Origin of the sequence: Haloarcula rubripromontorii (assembly GCF_001280425.1) — an archaeon.
Lineage (GTDB): Archaea > Halobacteriota > Halobacteria > Halobacteriales > Haloarculaceae > Haloarcula > Haloarcula rubripromontorii.
Genome location: NZ_LIUF01000001.1, coordinates 203,652 through 222,869, shown reverse-complemented (window position 1 = coordinate 222,869; position 19,218 = coordinate 203,652). Strand labels below are relative to the sequence as shown.

The following is a 19,218-nucleotide window of genomic DNA, read 5'->3' as shown; positions in this document are numbered from 1 at the left end:
GTTAGCGGAATCTGAAGTAGCCGCCGATGGCCAGGGCGGCCACGAGCGCGACGCCGATAATCGTGGTCAGTGGCGAACTGCCACCGCCGGAGTTGGTCACAGAGACGGGAAGTCGGTACGTGTCGGACACCGGCGTATCTCCGTCTGGCTCCTCGTACTGGAAGTCAAGCGAGACGGGATAGTTCTTCGTCATCGCGGCACCGCTCGCGCTGATACCGAACTCGATGGTCGCTGACTCGCCCTGGTCGAGGCTCTCGACGTACGCTTGGTCATCCGACACTGAGATGGGGTCTTCAGTGAACAGCTTCGCTTCGATGTCGGTTAGCCGTTCGCCCGCGTCGTTGGTGATCGTCACTTCGAGCGTGTTCGACCCGCCGACGTTGACCGACGCGTTCGTCGTCTCGACGATGAACTCGTCGGCGCTGCCGCCGACGCTCTGCCGGATTTCGAGTGTGTCGCTCTCGCGGCTGTCGCCCTCGCTGTTACGGTAGTTGGCGACGAAGTCGAACTGCCGCGGGCCGGCGTTTGCGTTATCCGACACTTCGGCGTCGAACGAGACGGTCGCTGACTCACCTGGTCCGAGATCGCCGACCGCGTACTGGGTCTCCTTCGGCGAGATGTTGTCGTTGTCGCTGGCCCAGTTCAGGACGACGTTCCGAACCGTTCGGTCGCCAGTATTGGTGAGTGACGCTTCGATGGTCCCGTCGTCGCCCGCCTGGAGTGTCGATTCAACGTCCCCTAGCTCGAAGGACTGTTCAGGCTCTGGCCGGATTCCGAGTGCGATATCGTCGTCAGCGCCGCTGTCACCTTCCGGATCCTTGTAGCCGACCGTGGCTGAGATCGCATACCCTCTGACGGACGCGTCCTCACTCGCGGACGCGTCGACGCTAACAGTGCGAGTTTCTCCGGGTTTCCACGTCCCGATGTACTGCTCGGCGGAGTCAGACTCGCCGAATGCGATTTCGCTGCTCTGTGAGCGCAGGGAAACCGTGGCATCTCTGACAGCCACTGGCCCGTCGTTGTGGAGCGTGACGTTGTACGTCCCCGAATCGCCGACGGCAACGTCGCTGTCGACGCCCCGGACGCTGAACGTCTGCTCGCGTGCAGGTGTAATACCGAGCGAGGAGGCGGACGTACTCTTTCGCACTCCGTCCGTGTCGTCGAAGTCGACCTGAAGGTCGAACTGGTACGGTTCGGCTCTGGCGTCACCGCTCGCACCGACGCGGTACCGGAGCGTCCGCTGTTCACCAGCCTCCCAGGTGTCGATGAACCGGGAGCTGCTGGTGTCGCTACCGACTGTGAGTTCAGGATTCGTCGATTCCAGCGTTACCGAGGCTTCTCGGGCCGGTTCGTCACCAGTGTTCTCGACGGTGATTGCGACCGTCCCGACCGAGTCGACGCGCGCGCCGGAGTCGACGTCCACCACGTCGAAAGCCGCGTCGTCGTCGATTTCGAGTTCGAGTTCGATCCGTTTCGTCGCTGTCTCTTCGTCTCGTGCCCCGTCGTTTTCGGAGATATAGCTCGTGTACTCGTATTCGACGATGACAGGGACGGTGTAGTCGCCGGGACTTGCGTCGTCATCGACGCTCACTTCGAAGGAAATCGGACTCGTCTTGCCTTCCGGGACGGACCCGACGGCTTGCTTGCTCGTTGTCACCGTGATTGGAGCGTCTCCGCTGTTGACTTTGACCGTGGTTCCGCGAGCGGTCGTTACCTCGCTGCTCCGAACGGCCTGCGTCGTCGGACCGGAGTCGACCGTCCCGCTGTTGACGAGCACAACGTCGAGTGTTGTTTCTTCACCGGGCGTAACAGTGTTATCGACGAACGTTGCGTCGAAGTCTGGGCTCCCGGTTACGGCACCGATTGCCGTTCCGGACGCCATGAGCAATGCGACAACGGCCAGCGTCAGTAATGTTCGTGGTTTCATACGTAGGGACACTTCGGACATTTCTTGTCGTTGTTTCTGTCCGGAGCGGACGTCGTGTCTGGGAAGTCGGGATATGTACCCACATACGTCTGTGCAGACTCCCGCCCGAACCGTGTACATCGAACGAACGTTCGGTCGCCTATCAACGTTGTGGTTCAGTAACAGTGGGAAGATATTTACAGCCCGAACGAATATTCGGTCGGGATGAGTGATGGAATTCCGTTTGCCGGGGAGCCGGCGGACTCGCACGAGGCGATAATGCGAGCCACGTTCCGTGCCCTCCGGGAATACGGGTACGCCGGACTTTCGATACAGCGAATCGCGGACGAGGCCGACCTCAGTAAATCGACGTTCTATCACCACTTCGATGGCAAGGAGGACCTCCTGCTGTCGTTTCAGGAGTTCATCCTCACAGAGTTTAACCGCATCTTTCAAGTCGAATCGACCGGCGACCCCGAACAGGACATCCAGACGTTTGTCAGTCTCGTTCTCGATGACTTTCCCGACTGCGTCGAGACGCCCGAAAAGAACGCCGTACTCGGGTCGTACATCGAGATGCGTGCTCAGGCAGTCCAGAATCCGGAGTTCCGTGAAAAGTTCACCGAGACGGACGAACTGTTCACCCGACAACTCGTACACATAATCGAGGACGGCATCGAACAGGGTGTCTTCGCCGATGTCAATCCCGAGACGGTCTCGCGGTTCATGATCACGATACTCGACGGCGTGATTCTTCAGAGCGCGACACGCAACGACAACCCTGTCGCCGATATCCGGGACACTATCGACGAGTACATCGAAGAAACACTGCTTCTCGACACCTAACTTCGGCTGATAGACTGATACGTCGCTTTCAACTCCTCGAAATCATCGTTCTCGGCTTGCAGCACCCACTCAAGTTCTCTGGCACGCTCTTTCAGCTCCGTGTACTCGGTGCTTGATTCCAGTTGTGACGCCGACTTTTCGCGTTCCAGCACGGAGAGCTTCGAAGAAATCCGGAAGTACTCGTCGAGTCTGTCGTCTTCCTGGGGCCTGTCGAGATGTTGCCCGAGCGCCGACAGGAGCGTCGACTGGTCGACCGGCTTCTGAAGGTAGTCGTCGAAGGGCATCTCCAGAATGTTCAGGTCGGCATCGACCGCGGTCAGCATAATGATGACGCCGTCGTAGCCCCGCTCGCGCAACTGTGACAGCACATCGTCACCGTGTACGTCGGGCATTCGTCGGTCGAGCAACACAGCGTCGAACTTCGGACCGGCAGTGTCGAGCGCCGCTTGGCCACTGTACACGACAGTCGCCTCGTAGCGCTCGCCGAGTTTCAGAGCCTGCGTGTCGGCGACATCGTGTTCGTCGTCGACGATGAGCACCCGCGGTGGGCCGCCTGTAATTCTGGACACAGTACTGAACACCCCTAGAGCTGGCAACTGTATATGTCTTATCGGCAACCGCCTCTCGAAAAGCGTTAACCGATGGCCCAGTGAGTGTACACTGATGAGTAAGTCGTCGGCGGACACAGGCGGTCGACACCGTCTTGGCAGCCTCGCGGCCGTGGTCGGTTGGATAGGGGCAGGTGCGGTCGTGCTCGCCACCGTCGCGCTGGTGGTGCAGTCAGTGTTCTCACACGGACTCTCGGAGCAGGTCACTGTCGGCCTCGGTCTGGCGCTTGGCGGCGGACTGGGCGGCGTCTCCTACCTTCTGGTGACTGACTCGCCCGGCGAGACGACCGACGAGACGATGACAGTGTCAGCAGATGCCGAGCAAACACCGGAGCCACAGCCGGTCGACCTCTTCGACGGGCATCCGGACCCGGTGTTGTACTTCGCCGATGACGGCCACGGCCCGGTCGTGCGAGCGGCAAACGACGCGTTCGGGACCGCGTTCGACGTGCCGTCCGACCGGCTCAACGGGACAGCCCTTTCGGAAGCACTGCTCGTGGCTGGTATCGATGAAGTAGACGCCGAGACGGTCAGCACAGCTGACCTCGATGTCGTCGCTCTCTCGACGGCACCCGACGAGCCGAGGCAGTTTCGGCTGCGAACGGCTGGGGCCCCATCCAGCGGCTACCTCCTGCTTACACCGCTGGGGACAGCGGGCGATTGAACGGCCGAACGCCGCCCGCACGTCGGCGGCGTAACGGAACTTTAAAGATTCCATCCCGGCGAGATTCTGGATAGGAATGCTCGCGTCACCGCTGCAACTCATCGATAGTTTCCTGCTGAACTACACCATCGGTGATGTCCTGCTGCTCGGCTTTGTCGGTGGGCTCGTCGCAATTCTCCCGCAACGGTCGCTCCGGATGCTGGGACTACATACGATTGCGCTGGGCGCACTACTCGTGATTACGCCGGCGTCGGCGATGGAACCAAACAGCGGGAGCGTCCTTGCGTCGGCGTTCCAGTACAAACTGTTCGGGCTGGTGTTGCTCGTCCTCGCGCCGGTGCTGTACGCCGTCGGTCGGCGTTAGGCCAGCTTGTCCAGTGCGGTGAAAAAGTCAAGCGGGGGTCCGGCAAGCCGGACCGGTTCGCCCGCACGCGAGATTGTGATTCGCTCCGGCGGCACCACGTCCTTTCTCACTCGTCCGTCACTGACGACGACGCCGCTGTCGGCGTCCGTGAGTTCGATGGCGATCTCGCTATCAACGTCGACGACCAGCGGCGGCGTCCCCATCTCGTCCGCCATCCCCGTGATGATGAGGCCGGCCACATCAGGGTGGACGAGCGGGCCGCGTTCGCTGAGGTTGTACGCCGTCGAGCCGGTCGGTGTCGCCACCAGTACACCGTCGGCGTGGCCGGACGTGTACAGCGAGTCGTCGACGTACACGTCGAGGGTCGCCCCGCCGCCGTGACCGCGGCGCTCGCCCTGCACGACGACCTCGTTCAGCGCCGGCGAAAGCTCCCAGTCGTCGCCACTGGCCTGTAGCCGCGGCTTGGCCCGCGTCCGCGCGCTCCCGGTCTTCTGGATGTGTTCGACTTCCGCGACAACCGTCTCGACGGCTTCTTCGGGTGCGATAGCGTTCAGAAAGCCGACTTCACCGAGATTGACGCCCAGTATCGGCGTCGACCCCGCGCCGCGGGCCGCGTACAGGAAGGTTCCGTCGCCGCCGATGCTCACGACGAGGTCACAGGCGGACATCTCCTCGACTGGGGCCGAATCCGGCACAGCGGCCTCCCACGCGTCGTGGTCACCCAGCGCACCGGCGGTCGTTTCGTCTACGACGACGGCCGCCGACGTGGCGCGCAGTCGGTCACACAGTGTACTCGCAAGCGACATGGCCCGGTCGTTGTCCCGCTGTGCGACGATCCCGACAGTCATTGCCGGACGTTCCCGCCGACCGTATATAAACCCTCTACGACGGCACTTATATCCGTCCCGACGCGTATCCCCTTCCATGAGCCGTTCGTGTGGCTGGTGGTCGTGCGTATGAGCGAGGACGACAAGTCCGACGACGACTGGTTCGAAAGCGCGCTTGACGACGAGGACGGCGACAGCAGACCGGTGGAGGCCGACGACGCTTCGGCGACACCACCCGGGAGCGACGCCGCGGAATCGGCGTCTACCGACACCGGGCCGTTTGAGGGCGATAGCGACGATGGCGAGCGCAGTGGTGATAGCAGTCCGTTTGCTGACGACGGCAGCGCCGCGTCTGGCAGGGAAGACAGCCCGTTCGACGACAACAGCGGTGACCCCTTCGACAGTGAGGCTGGGTCTGCCGATGCCGAATCCGCCGGCGACAACGGCGGCGGGCTCTTCGACGACGACTTCGCCACCGCGTTCGAGTCTGCCGGCAGCGGTGGCGGTGACAGCGGCAGCGACTTCGAGGAGGAGTTCGAGTCTGACATCCCGCGGGTCGACATCGGTATCGAGGGTCTCGACCAGATGATTCAGGGCGGCGTTCCACAGCGCCACCTCATCGTCACCATCGGTTCGGCCGGAACCGGGAAGACGACGTTCGGGCTGCAGTTCCTTCATCACGGCCTCCAGAACGGGGAGAACGCGGTGTTTCTGACGCTTGAACAGTCTCACGACGCGATACTGGACACCGCCGGCGACCGCGGCTGGGGGTTCGAGGAGTACGAAGAACAGGGCCAGCTAGCGATCGTTGACCTTGACCCGGTCGAGATGGCAAATAGCCTTGACAACATTCGTGGTGAGCTGCCGGCGCTCATCGAGAAGTTCGGCGCTGACCGGCTGGTACTTGACTCCGTCTCCCTGCTGGAGATGATGTACGACGATCAATCCCGGAGACGAACTGAAGTGTTCGATTTCACTCGGTCGCTGAAACAGGCTGGCGTGACGACGATGCTCGTCTCCGAGGCCAGCGAGAGTAACCCTTTCGCGTCCAGACACGGTATCATCGAATACCTGACCGACGCCGTGTTCATCCTGCAGTACGTCCGGTCAGACACCGGTGAGACGCGACTCGCTGTCGAAATCCAGAAAATCCGGAACGCGAACCACTCGCGGGAGACGAAACCCTACGAGATAACGAACGACGGAATCTCGGTCTACCAGCAGGCAAACATCTTCTAAGCCGTCGCCGTCCCGACCGACTCCGGCTCGTCACGTTCATCGAGAGCCGCGTTGTAGCCGCCGGCCCAGAGGTCCGTCGCCACGACCAGCACGTAGAACGTGGCGAACGGACTGAGAAGTACGGCGACGAGCGAACCGATGAACGGAATCACGTTGAGCAAGTTCACTACGACGTTGACGGCGATGAACAGTGCAATCGAGACCAGCCACGGTGTCGCGTACTCCGGGGACAGGACCAGCGTCCGCAACGTTCCGAAATCGAACCCGGCTCCGAGATTGCCGGTACAGGCGAAGTGGATGATGGCTGCCGTCGCCACGTAGCCAAATACCAGCGACAGGACGAACGATATCACCAGCCCGCCGAAGAGGCCGGCCAGGCCCGCGCCCGCTCCGGCACGGGTCCCAGTCGCTATCGCGAACAGGCTGCCGCCAACGGTCACCCCGAACACGACGAGCGGGACGAGCATGTACACGATGCTGATGACCCATGCCTTGAGTCCGTCGACGAGCAGTTCGCCCCAGTCTTCGAAGGCCGGTGGCTGTGTTGCTCCGTCGGCACGTTCACGGACTGCCTGAACGAGATAGCCGTACACGAGTATGACTGGAACGACGAGGAACGAGAGGAGGCTGAGGACGCCGCCGATGAGTACTGTCGTAGTCCAGTCGTCGTCTTCCATGGGATACCTGAGCGTGTCTTCGAGGGACTCCATGGTAGTTGACCACATTCCACACAGTTAGTTACAGACACCTTGCCGACCTGTTCGCTCGGCTTACCGATGGACTCCACTCCCCCAGACGCGGTTTCGCCCGTATATTGTCGGCTTGCGGAACCAATAAATCACAACCGGGCGACAGGTGGGATATGGTACTACTCGTGCCCTTCGACGGCTCGGCCCTGTCGAAAGCCGCGCTAACGCGGGCGATGGAGTTCGCGGGCTACCGCGATGAGGATGTCACTGCATTAGCTGTTATCCCGGACAATGCGGCGTACGCGCGTGAACGAGGCTGGGTCGACGATGCCGAAGAGTTCGACATCGAAGCTATCGCTGACCGGATGCGAGAGCAAGCCGAGTCGGTCGCCCCGACGGCGTCGTTCCGCTACGAGGTCCCAGACGACGTGAGTTCGATGGCATCGACGACGACAGATATCACCCGGACGATCAGAGAAGTCGCTCACGAGGAAGGGGCCTCAGTCGTGTTCATCGGCAGTGAGAACGCTGGACGGGTGTCGACGCCGGTCTGTAGTGTCGGCTCACCGGTGTCCGAAGACCCGCAGTACGACGTCCATATCGTCCGGCACTCGTAGTGCTATCTGACGACGGTTACAGGAATAGATGCCCGTCTGACGACGATTTCGGCAACGCTGCCCAGCAGGATACGGGACATCCCCGAGCGGCCGTGGCTCCCCATGATGATCTGATCGATGTCGTGGTCGTCCGCGTACTCCACGATGACCTTCGTCGGTCGCCCGACCTCGATGACGTGTTCGACAGACTCGACACCGGCTTCGGTCACTTCCGATTCAAGCTCGTCGAGCAGGGTCTCTGCTGTGGCTTTCTGTTTTTCGTACCACTCCTCAGAGAAGGAGGGGATCGATGCCTCCGCGCTGTAGCCGGCCTCTGCGGGGTTGATGACGTGTAAGAGAACGATGGTCGCGTCCGGATGTTCCTCGGCTGCGAACTCACAGGCTACCGATGCTTGGTCTGAGCTGTCGACCGGAACGAGGATTCGCTTCGCCATACGACCACTTCCGCTGGGGCCGATTTGAATCTTCGGCCCGCTGCAATCGGTGCGCTGGTCTGCGGTCTGTCAGTCCCGTCCGTGGCGAGTCACACACGTCGAGAGGCCGATGAGTTCCACCGGCTCGGAGTTGTCGGGCGAGTAGACGACCCGCTGGCCTTTCTCCATGTAGGGGACCTTCGATTCGAGGTTGCTCGGGATGTTCACCGCCGAGATGGCGTCCTCGTCGCCGAGGTTGAGTACCATCGTCGTGTTGATCTGCTTGAACACCGGGTCGGCGATGTCCTGTGGGTCCTGCGTAATGAGGTACAGGCCCAGACGCTCCTTGCGGCCCTGTTTGGCGGCTTCGGTGAACTTCCCGATGACCTTGCGGCCCTGCACGCTGTCGGCGTCGGTGAGGAAGTTGTGGGCCTCGTCCATCCCCAGGACGAGCGGCGTCTCCTTGATGCGGTCGTAGTCCGGGTCGTTCGAGAGCTTCTGGTCGATGAGCAGGCTGGAGACGGCCAGCACGATGGTCGATGCAGTCCGGGAGTCAGTGATATGGTACGTCGGGATGACCGTCAGCCCGCCGTCGCGGACGAACTGCGAAATCTGGTCGGTGATGGGGCGGGCGTCCTGATCGAACACCGCGCCGAAGCCCTGGACGCGGCGCTTGACGGCGTCGAACGTGGCCTCGTGGACGTCGCCGGCCTCGTCCAGTTCCTCCTTGAGCGCGGGGTCCCCGAGGAAGGTCCGGAAGTCGCTGTACGTGCCGTTGTCCCCGTACTCGCGCTCAAACCGCGGGAGGAGCGTGTTCACTAGCGCGCCGTACTGGTTGTCGTTCAGACTGGACCCGGCGATGAGCCAGGGGTTGTCGTGGACCAGCGAGAACGGGATGGTGAACTCCACCTGCTCGGCGCGGTGGTGGCTGGCGTTGTAGTCGGCCCCCGCGACCTTCGGGACGAAGGCGACGGTGTCGTCGTGGCCGCCGTAGGCGACGCCCTCGCGCTCGCAGCGCCGCTCGAACTCGTCGGTCATCGCGGGGTTGTCGTCGTGCATCTGGGCGTACTCGTCCTGCGGGTCGAACTGGACGACGGCGAGTTCGGGCGTGCGCCCGTCGCCCATCTCGTAGGTCCGGCCCAGATACTGCCGCAGGACGTTCTTCGAACTGTGGGTCTTCCCTGACCCGGTGCCGCCGGCGACGAGGGTGTGCCGGAACACGAGCGGGTCGCCGGCCACGTAGTCGTCTTTCAGCCGGTAGTCGATGGTCGGCGGCTCGGCGGCGGTGCGGACCTTTTCGCCACCGACGGCGAGGTGGCCCAGAAAGACGCCGTCCTCGGGAATCTTCAGGCCGGTCTTGATTTCGGACTTGTCGGTGGCCTCTCGAACGACAGTTTCGGGTTTGGGGACCCGGTCGGTCATCCGCCGTTTGAGTTCGCCGCCGTCGCTGTACAGCACCGCGACCGGCTCCAGTTCCGCGATGAACTTGAAGTCCCGCTCGTCGATGCCGCGCTCGCGCATCGCCCGCCGGGCGTGTATTTCGGTCGCGTCGTCGGCGTGAAACTCCTGTGCGTACTCCAGCGCCTTGATACGACAGAACAGGCGTTCTCCCCCTGGATATGGGACGAGCAGATACGTTCCGATACGGAGGCGTGAGCGGTTCCGCGCGGTGACGTACGCCCGCAGGACCGTTTCCTCCGCTTCCTCGCTGATCCGGAGCCCGTTCGCCGCCGAGAGGACGCCGAGGCCGGTGTCTGTTCCCGCCGGCGTCACGTCCATATCTTCAAAGTCATCATCCGCGGCTGGTGCTGTCGGGTCGGTGCCCCCTGCCGCGTCGACAGCCCGGTCGCCGTCGTCGGTCGCCTCTGACGACGGTGCGGCCTCGTCGTCGGCCGCCGCGTCGTCGCCGTCGAAATCAGTGAAATCCCCGAGGTCGGACATACTCCAGTTCAGGGTAGCCGGGGATTAACACCTTTCCCCAGCAGTATGAATGTGAAACCTTACCCGGGTGGCTGTCAACGAACGCATATGAAGCCGACGCGGGTGATGTCTTTCAATGTGCGGTACGACACCGCTGGGGATGGGGTAGACGGGTGGCCTCACAGGCGGCGGCTGGTCGCGGGGATAATTCAGTATCACAACCCCGCTATTATCGGGCTTCAGGAGGCGATGGCCCACCAGCTTCGGGAGCTAGAGGTGTTGCTGGACGGCTACGAGTGGGTCGGTGACCCACGTGACCCCGTCGACGCCGGCGGGGAGCACACGGCTATCGGCTACCGGACCGAGCGCTTCGACTGTGTCGCCACGAACACGTTCTGGCTCTCCGAACAGCCGGCCGAGCCGAGCAGCGTCGGCTGGGACGCCGCCTATCCTCGCGTGGCGACCTGGGCGCGTCTCCGCGACCGCGACACCGATGAGGACTTGCTGTGTCTGAACACGCATCTGGACCATCAGGGAACCGCCGCGCGAACTGAGGGCATCGAACTGGCGCTCGACCATCTCGACTCCGTCGCTCGGGACGCGCCCGCGGTGCTGATGGGTGACTTCAACTGCGTGGTCGGTGAACCGGCCTACGAGCGCGCCGCGGGACACGAACTCCCGGACGGCCGCACGCTCGTTGACGCCCGCGACACAGCGACCGTCACCCACGGCCCGACGACAAGCCGAACCGACTTCCACGACCTGCTCCCCGAGATGGGCATCGACCACGTGTTCGTCAGCGAGGACGTAGCTGTCGACACCAGGGCGGTCATCGCCGACCGCGACGACGACCACTACGGGTCCGACCACCTGCCTGTCGTGGTCGACTGCCGGCCCTGACCCGGGGGAGAATCTTTTGCCGCTGGGACCCCTACACGTGAGTATGTTGCTTATTCGGGGGACGGCAGGCGGGACGGCGCTGACCGGGACGCTGTACGAACCGGGCGAGGAGCCACCCGAGTTCAACGGCGCGCCGGACGAGGGGACGCCCTACGTGTGGGTCTGTGACGCCTTCTACGAGGTCGAGAGCGGCGGGCAGGTCCAGTCCATCGGCGGCCGCGAGATACGCATCGCCTTCGAATCCCCGATGCCGCGGGGCTTCGAGACGCGCGATGCGGCCATCGAGGCGGCCAAGGAACACGTCCGCACGCAGTTCGCCCGGCTCGGCGTGGCCGGCGAGACGGTCGACGTGACGGTTCAGCAGGCTGAGACGGCGTAGATACATAGTCCGCTGTAACCGACCGTCCGTTTTCTGGGTCAGCGAACGACCGGTGAGTTATACCACGGTGACGGGCGAACCCACTGCGCGTGGCCGAGGACCTGTCCCCGACCGAGGTGTTCGCCCTCCTCGACGACGAATACGCTCGCGCGCTCCTTGCAGCCACGAGTCACAGACCGATGACAGCAACTGAACTCAGCAACGACTGCGATATGTCCCTCTCGACCGTGTACCGCCGCCTCGACGCCCTCGAAGACTGCGGCCTCGTCGCCGCTCGAACGCAACTTGCGGACGACGGCCATCACCCCGACGTGTACGAGGCACAGATGGATGAACTCACCGTGTGTCTTACCGACGGGGCCTTCGACGTCAGCCTCTCCGTCGAGTCCTCGACACACGAGTTCGCCGACGCCCTAGTCGACCTCTGGGAGGGACTCTGATGGAGTTCCTCGGACTCGCCGACGAGATGTGGGTCTCCGTGAAATTTGCCATACACTTCGCACAGATGGGCGTAGGGCTGTTAATCGCCGCGTTGGCGCTCGTCGGCTACCGTCGCCAGCGGACCCGCTCCATGCTCGCACTCGCCGTCGGTATCAGCCTCCTCACCTTCGTCTCGTATCTCGTCACTCTCGGTGCCGTGCAAGTCGTCCCGCGAGTGGTCTTTCCGATCCCCAGTACCATCACGGAACTCGCTGGGCTGCTCGTCCTCCTCTATGCTATCGTCCTCGCCCGCCGTGGATAGCCTCAGAACGATTCCTCGACGGCTCCCCACCGGATATCGTTGTACTCTCGCTCGCGGTCAGTCTCGAACGTCCGCTCGATGCGGCGGGTGAGTTCCTCGCTGCCCTGCCGGTCTATTTTGGCGAGTTCGTCGGCCTTCCCGATAGCCAGTGGCGGCCCCTGTTCTCGGGCCACGTCGTGGAGTATCTGCCGTGTGAGCTTGGCCCGGCACTCTGGCTCTTTGGTGAACGCGTACGGGGCCTCGACGCGGAACACGAGGTCCGAACGCGGGTCGTAGAGGACGAAGAACGTCACCTCGTAGGCCTCGGGGTCGAGCGACCGTTCGATGCCCAGCGCGTCGCCGTCGGCGGCCATGATACCGTCGGTGCCGCCCCGCGACCGGAACCAGTTTGTCGCAGTGAGACAGTCGGTCTGTCGCTCGCCCTCATCATCGCGCCGTTCCAGAATCCGGCGGAAGAAGGCGGTATCGTTCACCCACGGGGCGTTGGTCTTGCGCCGCAGCGCCCGCGTGAGGGCCTTCGTCGAGGAGTTTTTGATGAACCCCACCATCGGCACGTCCCGCTCGACGAACCGCTCGACGAGGTCGACGTAGTTGTTCACCACCGTCTTGGGCCGGTCGTCCTCGGCGAGCAGGTCGGCCAGTTCGGTGTCGCGGTCGGCCCACCGGAGCACGCCGGTCGGGTAGATGGGGCCGTCGAGGATGAACAGGTCCTCGACCACGTCGGCGTTGGTCAGCGCGTGCTGGCTCTCTGCGAGGTACAGCGCCAGCGCGTGGACGACCCGCTGTTCGTAGCGGTCGACCTGTGGCACGTCGAGGACTCGTCGCTTGGCGTAACCGCGGTCCCCGCCCTGCCAGTCGCCGTCGAATCCCAGCGTCGCGTCGTTGGAGTGGACGGCCATGATGATGGTCCGGCCGCGATGCAGTTCCACGTCCGAGGGCACGCTGCCCATCGCCGCCTGTGCCACGTCAAGCACCAGCCCGTTCTTGAACGTCGTGGGGTTGATGGTGCCCGAATCCAGGCCGTGCTGGGTCGGGAACGGCGGGTCCACCAGCGCGATGTCTTCAATCGGAACCTTCCGGCGGCGTTGCTCGTCCAGTGGCTCCAGAATCTTCGTTCCGTCCTGCCACAGCGGGTCGAGGAAACTGTCCCACACCGCCTCGGCGGCCGCCTCCTGATCGCTCGTCTCGACGGTCTCGCGTACCTGCCCGGCGAGCTTGGCGATGCCGTCGACGTGCACCGGGTCCAGCGTCATGCCCGTGGGTTCGCCGGGAGGGGCATAACACTTTGGTCACCCGTCGATTCGGCGGTTACTCTTTGCCCGATTCCTCGCGGAGCAGTCGCTCGATAGCCTCGGCGATCTCCTCGTAGGACTGCATCGTCAGGCCGTCCGTGGTGATGAGAACGCCCTGGCGCTCGGTCGTCGCCCGGAGGAGGTAGCCATTCGAGAACGCGCGGACGGTAAAGCGGTAGTCCCCCAGCTCGGACTCCTGGTAGGCGTTCTTGGTCTGTTTGTACCCCTGCCACTCGTGGCCGACGAAGTCGTTGAGGTCGGCGTCCTGTTCGAGGTCGTCCCGCAGGTAGAGTTGCTCGAAGTTCGCACGTGTGAAATACGTCACCGACCGGAGCGAGTCGCCCGTCGCCGTCCGGGCTGTCGTAACGATTGCGTCGGCCAGATCGTCCGAGAGAATGTTCCGAGTCATGCCCGACCGAAGGCGGGCCACCCTCTTAATTTCAGGGTTCCCGATACCAGCAACGATAGCAGGGGTATAGCACCACCAGTACTGCCGTATTTCGCATTATCGACCGTCACGTTCGGCGCTGACCGACAGTGTATTACGCCGGTCGCGTGACCCACCGGGTATGGACGTCGGACTCATCATTCTGGACGGTTGGGGACTAAACCCGGACGACGATGTGCGGGACGCCGTCGCCGCCGCCGACACGCCGAACTTCGACCGCTACCGAGACGCAGGCGCAGCGTCGACGCTTACCACGCACGGCCGCCGCGTCGGCCTCCCTGAGGGGCAGATGGGCAACTCCGAGGTCGGCCACCTCAACATCGGGGCCGGCCGCGTCGTCAAGCAGGACTCTGCCCGCGTCAGCGACAGTATTGCTCGCTCGCGTGGCGAATCGCCGCCCGACGACGCCGCACAGGACCCCCCCTTCTTCGAGAACGAAACGATTCTGTCGGCCTTCGAGTACGCCGAGGACCACGGCGGCCGGGTCCACTTCATGGGTCTCGTGTCGGACGGCGGCGTCCACTCGTATCAGGACCACCTTCACGCGCTCATCGAACTCGCCGGCGAGCGCGGGACCGACGCCGTCTCCCATGCTTTCACCGACGGTCGTGACACCTCGCCGACCGGCGGCGAGGACTACCTCGCCGACCTCGAAGCCCACGCCGAGGCACACGGTACGGGCCACGTAGCCACTGTCTGCGGCCGGTACTACGCGATGGACCGCGACGAAAACTGGGAGCGGACCCGCCGGGCCTACGACGCCATCGTCCACCGCGAGGGCGACCACCACGCCGACGATGCCGTCACGGCAGCCACCGAATCCTACGCCCGCGACACCACCGACGAGTTCATCGAGCCGACAACGGTGGGCGACCACGCCGGCCTCGAAGACGGCGACGCGGTGATATTCTTCAACTTCCGCTCGGACCGCGCCCGACAGCTCACCCGGATGCTCGGCGACATCCGCCCCGAGGACTGGGGGGCCGACACCGAGCCGCCCGACACCCGGCTGGTGACGATGACGCAGTACGACGAGACGTTCGATCTGCCGGTCGCCTTCCCGCCGAACCAGCCCGAGGACGTGCTCGGCGAGGTACTTTCCGAAGCCGGACAGACCCAGATTCGGCTGGCCGAGACGGAGAAGTACCCCCACGTCACGTACTTCCTCAACGGCGGCCGTGAGGTCGCGTTCGAGGGTGAGAGCCGCGAGATCGTCGACAGCCCCGACGTGGCGACCTACGACCTCCAACCGGAGATGAGCGCGCCGGAACTGGCTGACACCGCCATCGATTTCATCGAAACTGATAATCCCGACGCGCTGGTCCTGAACTTCGCCAACCCCGATATGGTCGGCCACACCGGCGACTTTGACGCGGCGGTGACCGCCGTCGAGGCCGTCGATGAGCAGTTGGGCCGACTCGTAGCGGCCATTCAAGCCGCCGGCGGCCACGCCCTCATCTGTGCCGACCACGGCAACGCTGACGACATGGGGACCGTCGAGGACCCCCACACGGCCCACACGACCAACCCCGTCCCGTTCATCTATCTGTCGCCCGACGGGACCGCTGGCGGACGGACTGCACGCGACGGCGGGACGCTGGCCGACCTCGCGCCGACGATGCTCATGCTCATGGGCATCGACCAGCCGGACGCGATGACCGGGACGCCGCTGGTCGAGTAGCGGGCGGCGCAACCACGCTAGTTTTCGGGCAGTGAGAGATACTGCGGTGGCACGCGGGCAGTCGTGTACGTCTCGGTCCCGCGCTTGACAATCCGGCGGTCGTCGGCCTGCATCGCTGCGGCGTCGACGACGAACACGACGGGGTCGTCAGCGTGGCGACGGCCTACCTCGCGGGCCGCCGCGACGGAGTCCGAGAGGTGGACCGTCTGGCGGTTCATCGGCTTCAGCCCGGCTTCGCGTATCGAATCGGCGTTCTGCGGGGCGGTTCCGTGGTACAGCGTCGACGGAACGGGGTCATCGGTCCCGTCGAGCGTTACGTCGACAGAGTGTCCGTACGCCGCCCGGACACGGTCGCCAGCGGCCGCTGCGCTCGATTTGTCACTGGCTTCCACCCGCTCAAATCGCCCTTTCGGGTCCGTGGCGATGACGCTGGCCAGTGCCTCACCATCGGCCCAGCCGTACCGTCGCTTGACTGCATCGCGCAGGGACGCGAAGTCCGTCCACCCCGCTTCGTCTACCTCGATGCCTGCATCTTCGGGGAAATGCCTGAGCGCGCCCGAGACGAACTTCGAGAGCTGTCGTCGCCGTCCACCGTCGAGAACTTGGGTTCCCGCTCCGTCACAGACCGGGCATGTGTTCCCCTCGAAGAAGCCGTCCTCGGGACACCGACGGACTGCGTCTGGCATGGGTAAGGATGCGTTGTGCCCACACAAAAGCGCCGGGTGGACGGACGCGACGCCCCGGTATCGGAAGCTTGCGCCAATCCCCTGTGTATTTATGATTATTTGCCGACAATCTGAGACATGACAGTTGCCGAACTGGAAGACTTCGGGATGCTCCAGATGGACAGCGAAGACATCGAAAAGACCCTCGAACGGAAAAGCGTCGGCGTGCTCGGTGTCCCGACCGACTCCGCGCCGCTACTGCGCCCGCTCAGTTTCTGGTACGACGGCGACGCCGCGCTCTACTTCGTCTACGTCCTCGGTACCGACAGCCGGAAAGTGACGGCGAGCGACGACGCTGCTATTGCCCGATTTCTCGTCTACGACATCGAGACGACGTTCAACTGGCGCAGCGTCCTGCTGACGGGGACAATCGAGCGAGTCACCGACGACGAACGCAGGGCAATCGAAGCGCAGATCGACACCTCCTGGAAGCCAGACGTATTTGAACGCGCGGCCGAGACGGAGGCCACGGCGCTGTACCGGTTCCGAATCGACGACCGCGCCGGTATCAAGCAACTCGAACTCCCGCCCGAACTCAGGACCGACTCGTCGTCGAGTCGGCCGGACTGATCAGCTTCAGCCCGTCCGGAACGAGAAATCGAGCGTTGGCGCAGAGTGGGTCAGCGACCCCATCGAGATGATGTCCACGCCCGTTTCGGCGTACGCCGGCACGTCCTCGACTGTGATGCCGCCGCTGGCCTCCGTGAGTGCATCGGCGTCTGCCGCCGCCACGAGGTCGACCGCGCGCTCGGTCTCGGCGGGGGTCATATTGTCCAGCAAGACGATGTCTGCGCCGGCTTCTGCGGCCCGCGGCGCATCCGCCGGAGCTTCGACCTCTACGTCGAGTTTCGTCGCGAAGGAGGCCCGTTCGCGGAAGTGTTGGACGGCCTCGACAAGTCCCATCTCCGCGATGTGGTTGTCCTTGACCATCACCATGTGCGAGAGGTCAAGCCGGTGTGTGTCGCCGCCGCCGGCCACTACCGCCCGCTTCTCGACGCCACGCAGGCCGGGGGTCGTCTTTCGCGTGCCGGCGATGCGGGGCGTGGAGTCCGTCGCAGCCGATTCCGCCGCATCGACGGCGGCCCGGGTCTTCGTCGCCACGCCTGCAGCGTGGCCGGTGACGTTCACTGCGACGCGCTCGCCGCGTAGCACCGACTGCGCGGGGCCGTCGACGCGAAGCACTACGTCGCCGGCGTCGACGGTAGCCCCGGAGTCGACCGGTGTCTCCACCGCACAGCCAAGATACTCGAACACTGCGGTGGCGGCGTCGAGACCCGCTACCACGCCGGCTTCCTTGGCCACCAGACGCCCCTTGGTCGTGCCGGGCACGTCGTTGGTCACGTCGTGGTGGCCTACGTCCTCGCGGAGCCACCGCTCGATGTCGCTGTCGGTGAGCATCAGTCAGCCGTGGACTCCCGCGGGTCCTCGCCCGCGCCCACGAGGTTGTGCGTGCCGACGCTTTCCTCGTTTTCGGCGGCGTGGCGCGCGATCAACAGGGCGGTGACGCTCGCGTGGCGGAGTTCGTACAGGGACCGGCTGGTTCGAGTGCGGACGTACGCGTCCACTTCGCCCTTGAGCCGGCGGAGGACAGCCATCGCGCGCTGGAGGTCCGCAGGGTCGCGCTCGACGCCGACGTTCTCGTCCATCACGCGGGTCAGCCGCTGGAACTTGTCGCGGGCGAACCGCTCGGGCAGGTCCGGGTCCCGTTCGAGTAGCTCCGGCGCTTCGATCGGCTCCGGTTCGGCCCCGGCGGCGTCTTCGCCGGCACGCAGACCCCAGACCAGCCCCTCAAGCAGGGACGTGCTGGCGAGTCGGTTTGCGCCGTGGACGCCGGTCCGGGAGCACTCGCCGACGGCGTACAGTCGGTCAAGCGTCGTCCGGCCGCGGTCGTCGACGCTGATGCCGCCACAGAGGAAGTGCTCGGCGGGTGCGACCGGGATGCCGGTTTCCCAGTCGATACCGTGCTCCTCGCAGCGGTCCGCGAGGCTGGGGAACTCCGCGTCGAAATCCAGCGGCGAGACGTCCAACATGACCTCGCCGGTGGCCTCGCGCTCGGCTTTGACCGCCCGGGCCACTACGTCGCGGGGCGCGAGTTCGGCGTCGGCGTGGTAGTCTGGCATGAACCGCTCGCCCTCGCCGTTGCGCAGCAGGCCACCCTCGCCGCGAACGGCCTCGCTGACGAGGAACGCGATATCGCCCGCTCCGGCGGTTCCACCGCCTCCGTCCGAGCCACGGGGTGGCTCGCCATCGAGCGTACAGGCTGTCGGGTGGAACTGCACGTACTCCATGTCCTCGACCTCGGCTCCGGCGAGGGCGGCCATCCCGATGCCGTCCCCGGTCGTGTTCTCGGGGTTGGTCGTCCGCGGGTAGAGGTCGCCGATGCCGCCGGTCGCCAGTACAACGCTGCCGGCGAAATACGGGTCCACTTCGCCGTCGGATTCGAGCATCGCGCCGTGGACCCGGCCCTCGTGACGGATGAGTTCGAGCGCGGCGGTATCGTCCAGAATCTCCACGCCGTCGTGGTCGTCGATGTAGTTCAGGAAGGGGACGTGGATGTGCTTGCCCGTCGAGGCGTCCACGTGGAGGATGCGGTCCTCGCTGTGGGCGGCTTCGCGGGTGAAGTCGTGGCCCGAGCCGTTCTGGTCGAACTCCACGTCTAGCGTCTCCAGCAGCACGTCTTCGACGGCCCCGTTGGCGTTCTCGACCAGCACGTCGACGGCGTCGGGGTCGGCGGTACCGTCCGAAGCGGCCATGATGTCCGCTTTGAACTCTTCTGGGGTATCTCGGGAGACGGCGATACCGCCCTGTGCCCACCATGAAGAGGACCCTTCCGGGCGAGTCGCCTTCGTGGCGAGCGTCACGTCGTCGTCTTCACGGGCCGCAGCGAGCGCTGCCGCCAGTCCGGCGATACCGGAACCAATGACGAGTACGTCAGTCGTAATCGGGTCTCCTGTCATG

The 19,218-nt window shown here is 64.3% G+C and carries 22 protein-coding genes; 11 read left to right on the top strand and 11 right to left on the bottom strand.

Annotated elements, in window-relative coordinates:
- Position 1 precedes the first annotated feature (1 nt).
- On the bottom strand, positions 2 to 1,927 hold the full coding sequence (locus AMS69_RS01220) for a COG1361 S-layer family protein (RefSeq protein ID WP_053966280.1): 1,926 nt from the start codon (positions 1,925 to 1,927) through the stop codon (positions 2 to 4).
- Between the two features lie 204 nt (positions 1,928 to 2,131).
- Between AMS69_RS01220 and AMS69_RS01215 the strand changes: the two genes are divergently transcribed.
- Complete coding sequence (locus tag AMS69_RS01215) at positions 2,132 to 2,752, top strand: TetR/AcrR family transcriptional regulator (protein WP_053966279.1); 621 nt, start codon at positions 2,132 to 2,134, stop codon at positions 2,750 to 2,752.
- Here the strand turns inward: AMS69_RS01215 and AMS69_RS01210 are convergent.
- Entirely contained in the window at positions 2,749 to 3,291 is a 543-nt protein-coding gene (locus tag AMS69_RS01210; RefSeq protein WP_053966278.1) for a response regulator, read from the bottom strand. The two genes, AMS69_RS01215 and AMS69_RS01210, sit on opposite strands and share 4 nt — an antisense overlap.
- Before the next feature lie 124 nt (positions 3,292 to 3,415).
- Here AMS69_RS01210 and AMS69_RS01205 point away from each other — a divergent pair, with 124 nt between their 5' ends.
- Positions 3,416 to 4,024 carry a hypothetical protein gene (locus AMS69_RS01205; protein ID WP_053966277.1) on the top strand — a complete coding sequence of 203 codons (609 nt, stop codon included), beginning with the start codon at positions 3,416 to 3,418 and terminating at the stop codon, positions 4,022 to 4,024.
- Positions 4,025 to 4,100: 76 nt separating this feature from the next.
- The gene (locus tag AMS69_RS01200; protein ID WP_053966276.1) at positions 4,101 to 4,388 is read left to right on the top strand and encodes a hypothetical protein; all 288 of its coding nucleotides are present in this window, start codon (positions 4,101 to 4,103) and stop codon (positions 4,386 to 4,388) included.
- On the opposite strand, the gene AMS69_RS01195 is transcribed toward AMS69_RS01200, so the two are convergent.
- The gene (locus AMS69_RS01195; RefSeq protein ID WP_053966275.1) at positions 4,385 to 5,236 is read right to left on the bottom strand and encodes an NAD(+)/NADH kinase; all 852 of its coding nucleotides are present in this window, start codon (positions 5,234 to 5,236) and stop codon (positions 4,385 to 4,387) included. The genes AMS69_RS01200 and AMS69_RS01195 overlap by 4 nt on opposite strands.
- Before the next feature lie 108 nt (positions 5,237 to 5,344).
- Between AMS69_RS01195 and AMS69_RS01190 the strand changes: the two genes are divergently transcribed.
- A complete protein-coding gene (locus tag AMS69_RS01190; protein WP_053967007.1) occupies positions 5,345 to 6,454 on the top strand; it encodes a KaiC domain-containing protein in 1,110 nt (369 codons plus the stop codon).
- On the opposite strand, the gene AMS69_RS01185 is transcribed toward AMS69_RS01190, so the two are convergent.
- Positions 6,451 to 7,164: a DUF4013 domain-containing protein gene (locus AMS69_RS01185; protein ID WP_053966274.1), complete on the bottom strand. Its 714-nt coding sequence runs from the start codon at positions 7,162 to 7,164 to the stop codon at positions 6,451 to 6,453. The genes AMS69_RS01190 and AMS69_RS01185 overlap by 4 nt on opposite strands.
- Before the next feature lie 152 nt (positions 7,165 to 7,316).
- On the opposite strand from AMS69_RS01185, the gene AMS69_RS01180 reads away from it, so the two are divergent.
- Positions 7,317 to 7,760, top strand: coding sequence for a universal stress protein (locus AMS69_RS01180; protein ID WP_053966273.1), 444 nt, complete (start codon positions 7,317 to 7,319; stop codon positions 7,758 to 7,760).
- Positions 7,761 to 7,762: 2 nt separating this feature from the next.
- Here AMS69_RS01180 and AMS69_RS01175 read toward each other — a convergent pair whose 3' ends face one another.
- Both AMS69_RS01175 and AMS69_RS01170 read right to left on the bottom strand, forming a co-directional pair.
- A complete protein-coding gene (locus AMS69_RS01175; protein ID WP_053966272.1) occupies positions 7,763 to 8,194 on the bottom strand; it encodes a universal stress protein in 432 nt (143 codons plus the stop codon).
- A gap of 69 nt (positions 8,195 to 8,263) precedes the next feature.
- Positions 8,264 to 10,114, bottom strand: coding sequence for an ATP-binding protein (locus tag AMS69_RS01170; RefSeq protein ID WP_053966271.1), 1,851 nt, complete (start codon positions 10,112 to 10,114; stop codon positions 8,264 to 8,266).
- 87 nt (positions 10,115 to 10,201) lie between these two features.
- On the opposite strand from AMS69_RS01170, the gene AMS69_RS01165 reads away from it, so the two are divergent.
- The 4 genes from AMS69_RS01165 to AMS69_RS01150 all read left to right on the top strand — a co-directional run bounded on the left by AMS69_RS01165 (position 10,202) and on the right by AMS69_RS01150 (position 12,114).
- Positions 10,202 to 10,993, top strand: a complete 792-nt coding sequence (locus AMS69_RS01165; protein WP_077067742.1) for an endonuclease/exonuclease/phosphatase family protein — start codon at positions 10,202 to 10,204, stop codon at positions 10,991 to 10,993.
- Between the two features lie 43 nt (positions 10,994 to 11,036).
- Positions 11,037 to 11,372, top strand: coding sequence for a DUF7113 family protein (locus AMS69_RS01160; protein ID WP_053966269.1), 336 nt, complete (start codon positions 11,037 to 11,039; stop codon positions 11,370 to 11,372).
- Between the two features lie 89 nt (positions 11,373 to 11,461).
- Positions 11,462 to 11,812, top strand: a complete 351-nt coding sequence (locus AMS69_RS01155) for a winged helix-turn-helix domain-containing protein (protein WP_053966268.1) — start codon at positions 11,462 to 11,464, stop codon at positions 11,810 to 11,812.
- Complete coding sequence (locus AMS69_RS01150; RefSeq protein WP_053966267.1) at positions 11,812 to 12,114, top strand: DUF7521 family protein; 303 nt, start codon at positions 11,812 to 11,814, stop codon at positions 12,112 to 12,114. The genes AMS69_RS01155 and AMS69_RS01150 overlap by 1 nt, the downstream gene beginning before the upstream one ends.
- A gap of 2 nt (positions 12,115 to 12,116) precedes the next feature.
- On the opposite strand, the gene AMS69_RS01145 is transcribed toward AMS69_RS01150, so the two are convergent.
- Together AMS69_RS01145 and AMS69_RS01140 are read right to left on the bottom strand one after the other, a co-directional pair.
- Positions 12,117 to 13,367 (bottom strand): DNA double-strand break repair nuclease NurA, encoded by a 1,251-nt coding sequence (locus AMS69_RS01145; protein WP_053966266.1) that lies wholly within the window; start codon positions 13,365 to 13,367, stop codon positions 12,117 to 12,119.
- Positions 13,368 to 13,422: 55 nt separating this feature from the next.
- Positions 13,423 to 13,815: a DUF7522 family protein gene (locus AMS69_RS01140; protein ID WP_053966265.1), complete on the bottom strand. Its 393-nt coding sequence runs from the start codon at positions 13,813 to 13,815 to the stop codon at positions 13,423 to 13,425.
- A gap of 160 nt (positions 13,816 to 13,975) precedes the next feature.
- On the opposite strand from AMS69_RS01140, the gene gpmI reads away from it, so the two are divergent.
- Positions 13,976 to 15,535 carry a 2,3-bisphosphoglycerate-independent phosphoglycerate mutase gene (gene gpmI / locus AMS69_RS01135; RefSeq protein WP_053966264.1) on the top strand — a complete coding sequence of 520 codons (1,560 nt, stop codon included), beginning with the start codon at positions 13,976 to 13,978 and terminating at the stop codon, positions 15,533 to 15,535.
- Between the two features lie 17 nt (positions 15,536 to 15,552).
- Here gpmI and AMS69_RS01130 read toward each other — a convergent pair whose 3' ends face one another.
- Positions 15,553 to 16,221: an RNA 2'-phosphotransferase gene (locus AMS69_RS01130; RefSeq protein WP_053966263.1), complete on the bottom strand. Its 669-nt coding sequence runs from the start codon at positions 16,219 to 16,221 to the stop codon at positions 15,553 to 15,555.
- A gap of 117 nt (positions 16,222 to 16,338) precedes the next feature.
- On the opposite strand from AMS69_RS01130, the gene AMS69_RS01125 reads away from it, so the two are divergent.
- The gene (locus AMS69_RS01125; RefSeq protein ID WP_053966262.1) at positions 16,339 to 16,830 is read left to right on the top strand and encodes a pyridoxamine 5'-phosphate oxidase family protein; all 492 of its coding nucleotides are present in this window, start codon (positions 16,339 to 16,341) and stop codon (positions 16,828 to 16,830) included.
- A 6-nt stretch (positions 16,831 to 16,836) separates the two neighbouring features.
- Here AMS69_RS01125 and nadC read toward each other — a convergent pair whose 3' ends face one another.
- Both nadC and AMS69_RS01115 read right to left on the bottom strand, forming a co-directional pair.
- Positions 16,837 to 17,658, bottom strand: coding sequence for a carboxylating nicotinate-nucleotide diphosphorylase (gene nadC / locus AMS69_RS01120; RefSeq protein ID WP_053966261.1), 822 nt, complete (start codon positions 17,656 to 17,658; stop codon positions 16,837 to 16,839).
- Positions 17,658 to 19,217, bottom strand: coding sequence for an L-aspartate oxidase (locus tag AMS69_RS01115; RefSeq protein ID WP_053966260.1), 1,560 nt, complete (start codon positions 19,215 to 19,217; stop codon positions 17,658 to 17,660). The genes nadC and AMS69_RS01115 overlap by 1 nt, the downstream gene beginning before the upstream one ends.
- Position 19,218 lies beyond the last annotated feature (1 nt).

Excerpts from the sequence above, each read along its gene's own strand:
- AMS69_RS01220 (WP_053966280.1), bottom strand. The coding sequence starts at position 1,927 with ATGAAACCACGAACATTACTGACGCTGGCCGTTGTCGCATTGCTCATG.
- AMS69_RS01215 (WP_053966279.1), top strand. The coding sequence starts at position 2,132 with ATGAGTGATGGAATTCCGTTTGCCGGGGAGCCGGCGGACTCGCACGAG.
- AMS69_RS01205 (WP_053966277.1), top strand. The coding sequence starts at position 3,416 with ATGAGTAAGTCGTCGGCGGACACAGGCGGTCGACACCGTCTTGGCAGC.
- AMS69_RS01200 (WP_053966276.1), top strand. The coding sequence starts at position 4,101 with ATGCTCGCGTCACCGCTGCAACTCATCGATAGTTTCCTGCTGAACTAC.
- AMS69_RS01195 (WP_053966275.1), bottom strand. The coding sequence starts at position 5,236 with ATGACTGTCGGGATCGTCGCACAGCGGGACAACGACCGGGCCATGTCG.
- AMS69_RS01190 (WP_053967007.1), top strand. The coding sequence starts at position 5,345 with ATGAGCGAGGACGACAAGTCCGACGACGACTGGTTCGAAAGCGCGCTT.
- AMS69_RS01185 (WP_053966274.1), bottom strand. The coding sequence starts at position 7,164 with ATGGAGTCCCTCGAAGACACGCTCAGGTATCCCATGGAAGACGACGAC.
- AMS69_RS01180 (WP_053966273.1), top strand. The coding sequence starts at position 7,317 with ATGGTACTACTCGTGCCCTTCGACGGCTCGGCCCTGTCGAAAGCCGCG.
- AMS69_RS01175 (WP_053966272.1), bottom strand. The coding sequence starts at position 8,194 with ATGGCGAAGCGAATCCTCGTTCCGGTCGACAGCTCAGACCAAGCATCG.
- AMS69_RS01170 (WP_053966271.1), bottom strand. The coding sequence starts at position 10,114 with ATGTCCGACCTCGGGGATTTCACTGATTTCGACGGCGACGACGCGGCG.
- AMS69_RS01165 (WP_077067742.1), top strand. The coding sequence starts at position 10,202 with ATGAAGCCGACGCGGGTGATGTCTTTCAATGTGCGGTACGACACCGCT.
- AMS69_RS01160 (WP_053966269.1), top strand. The coding sequence starts at position 11,037 with ATGTTGCTTATTCGGGGGACGGCAGGCGGGACGGCGCTGACCGGGACG.
- AMS69_RS01150 (WP_053966267.1), top strand. The coding sequence starts at position 11,812 with ATGGAGTTCCTCGGACTCGCCGACGAGATGTGGGTCTCCGTGAAATTT.
- AMS69_RS01145 (WP_053966266.1), bottom strand. The coding sequence starts at position 13,367 with ATGACGCTGGACCCGGTGCACGTCGACGGCATCGCCAAGCTCGCCGGG.
- AMS69_RS01140 (WP_053966265.1), bottom strand. The coding sequence starts at position 13,815 with ATGACTCGGAACATTCTCTCGGACGATCTGGCCGACGCAATCGTTACG.
- gpmI (WP_053966264.1), top strand. The coding sequence starts at position 13,976 with ATGGACGTCGGACTCATCATTCTGGACGGTTGGGGACTAAACCCGGAC.
- AMS69_RS01130 (WP_053966263.1), bottom strand. The coding sequence starts at position 16,221 with ATGCCAGACGCAGTCCGTCGGTGTCCCGAGGACGGCTTCTTCGAGGGG.
- AMS69_RS01125 (WP_053966262.1), top strand. The coding sequence starts at position 16,339 with ATGACAGTTGCCGAACTGGAAGACTTCGGGATGCTCCAGATGGACAGC.
- nadC (WP_053966261.1), bottom strand. The coding sequence starts at position 17,658 with ATGCTCACCGACAGCGACATCGAGCGGTGGCTCCGCGAGGACGTAGGC.
- AMS69_RS01115 (WP_053966260.1), bottom strand. The coding sequence starts at position 19,217 with ATGACAGGAGACCCGATTACGACTGACGTACTCGTCATTGGTTCCGGT.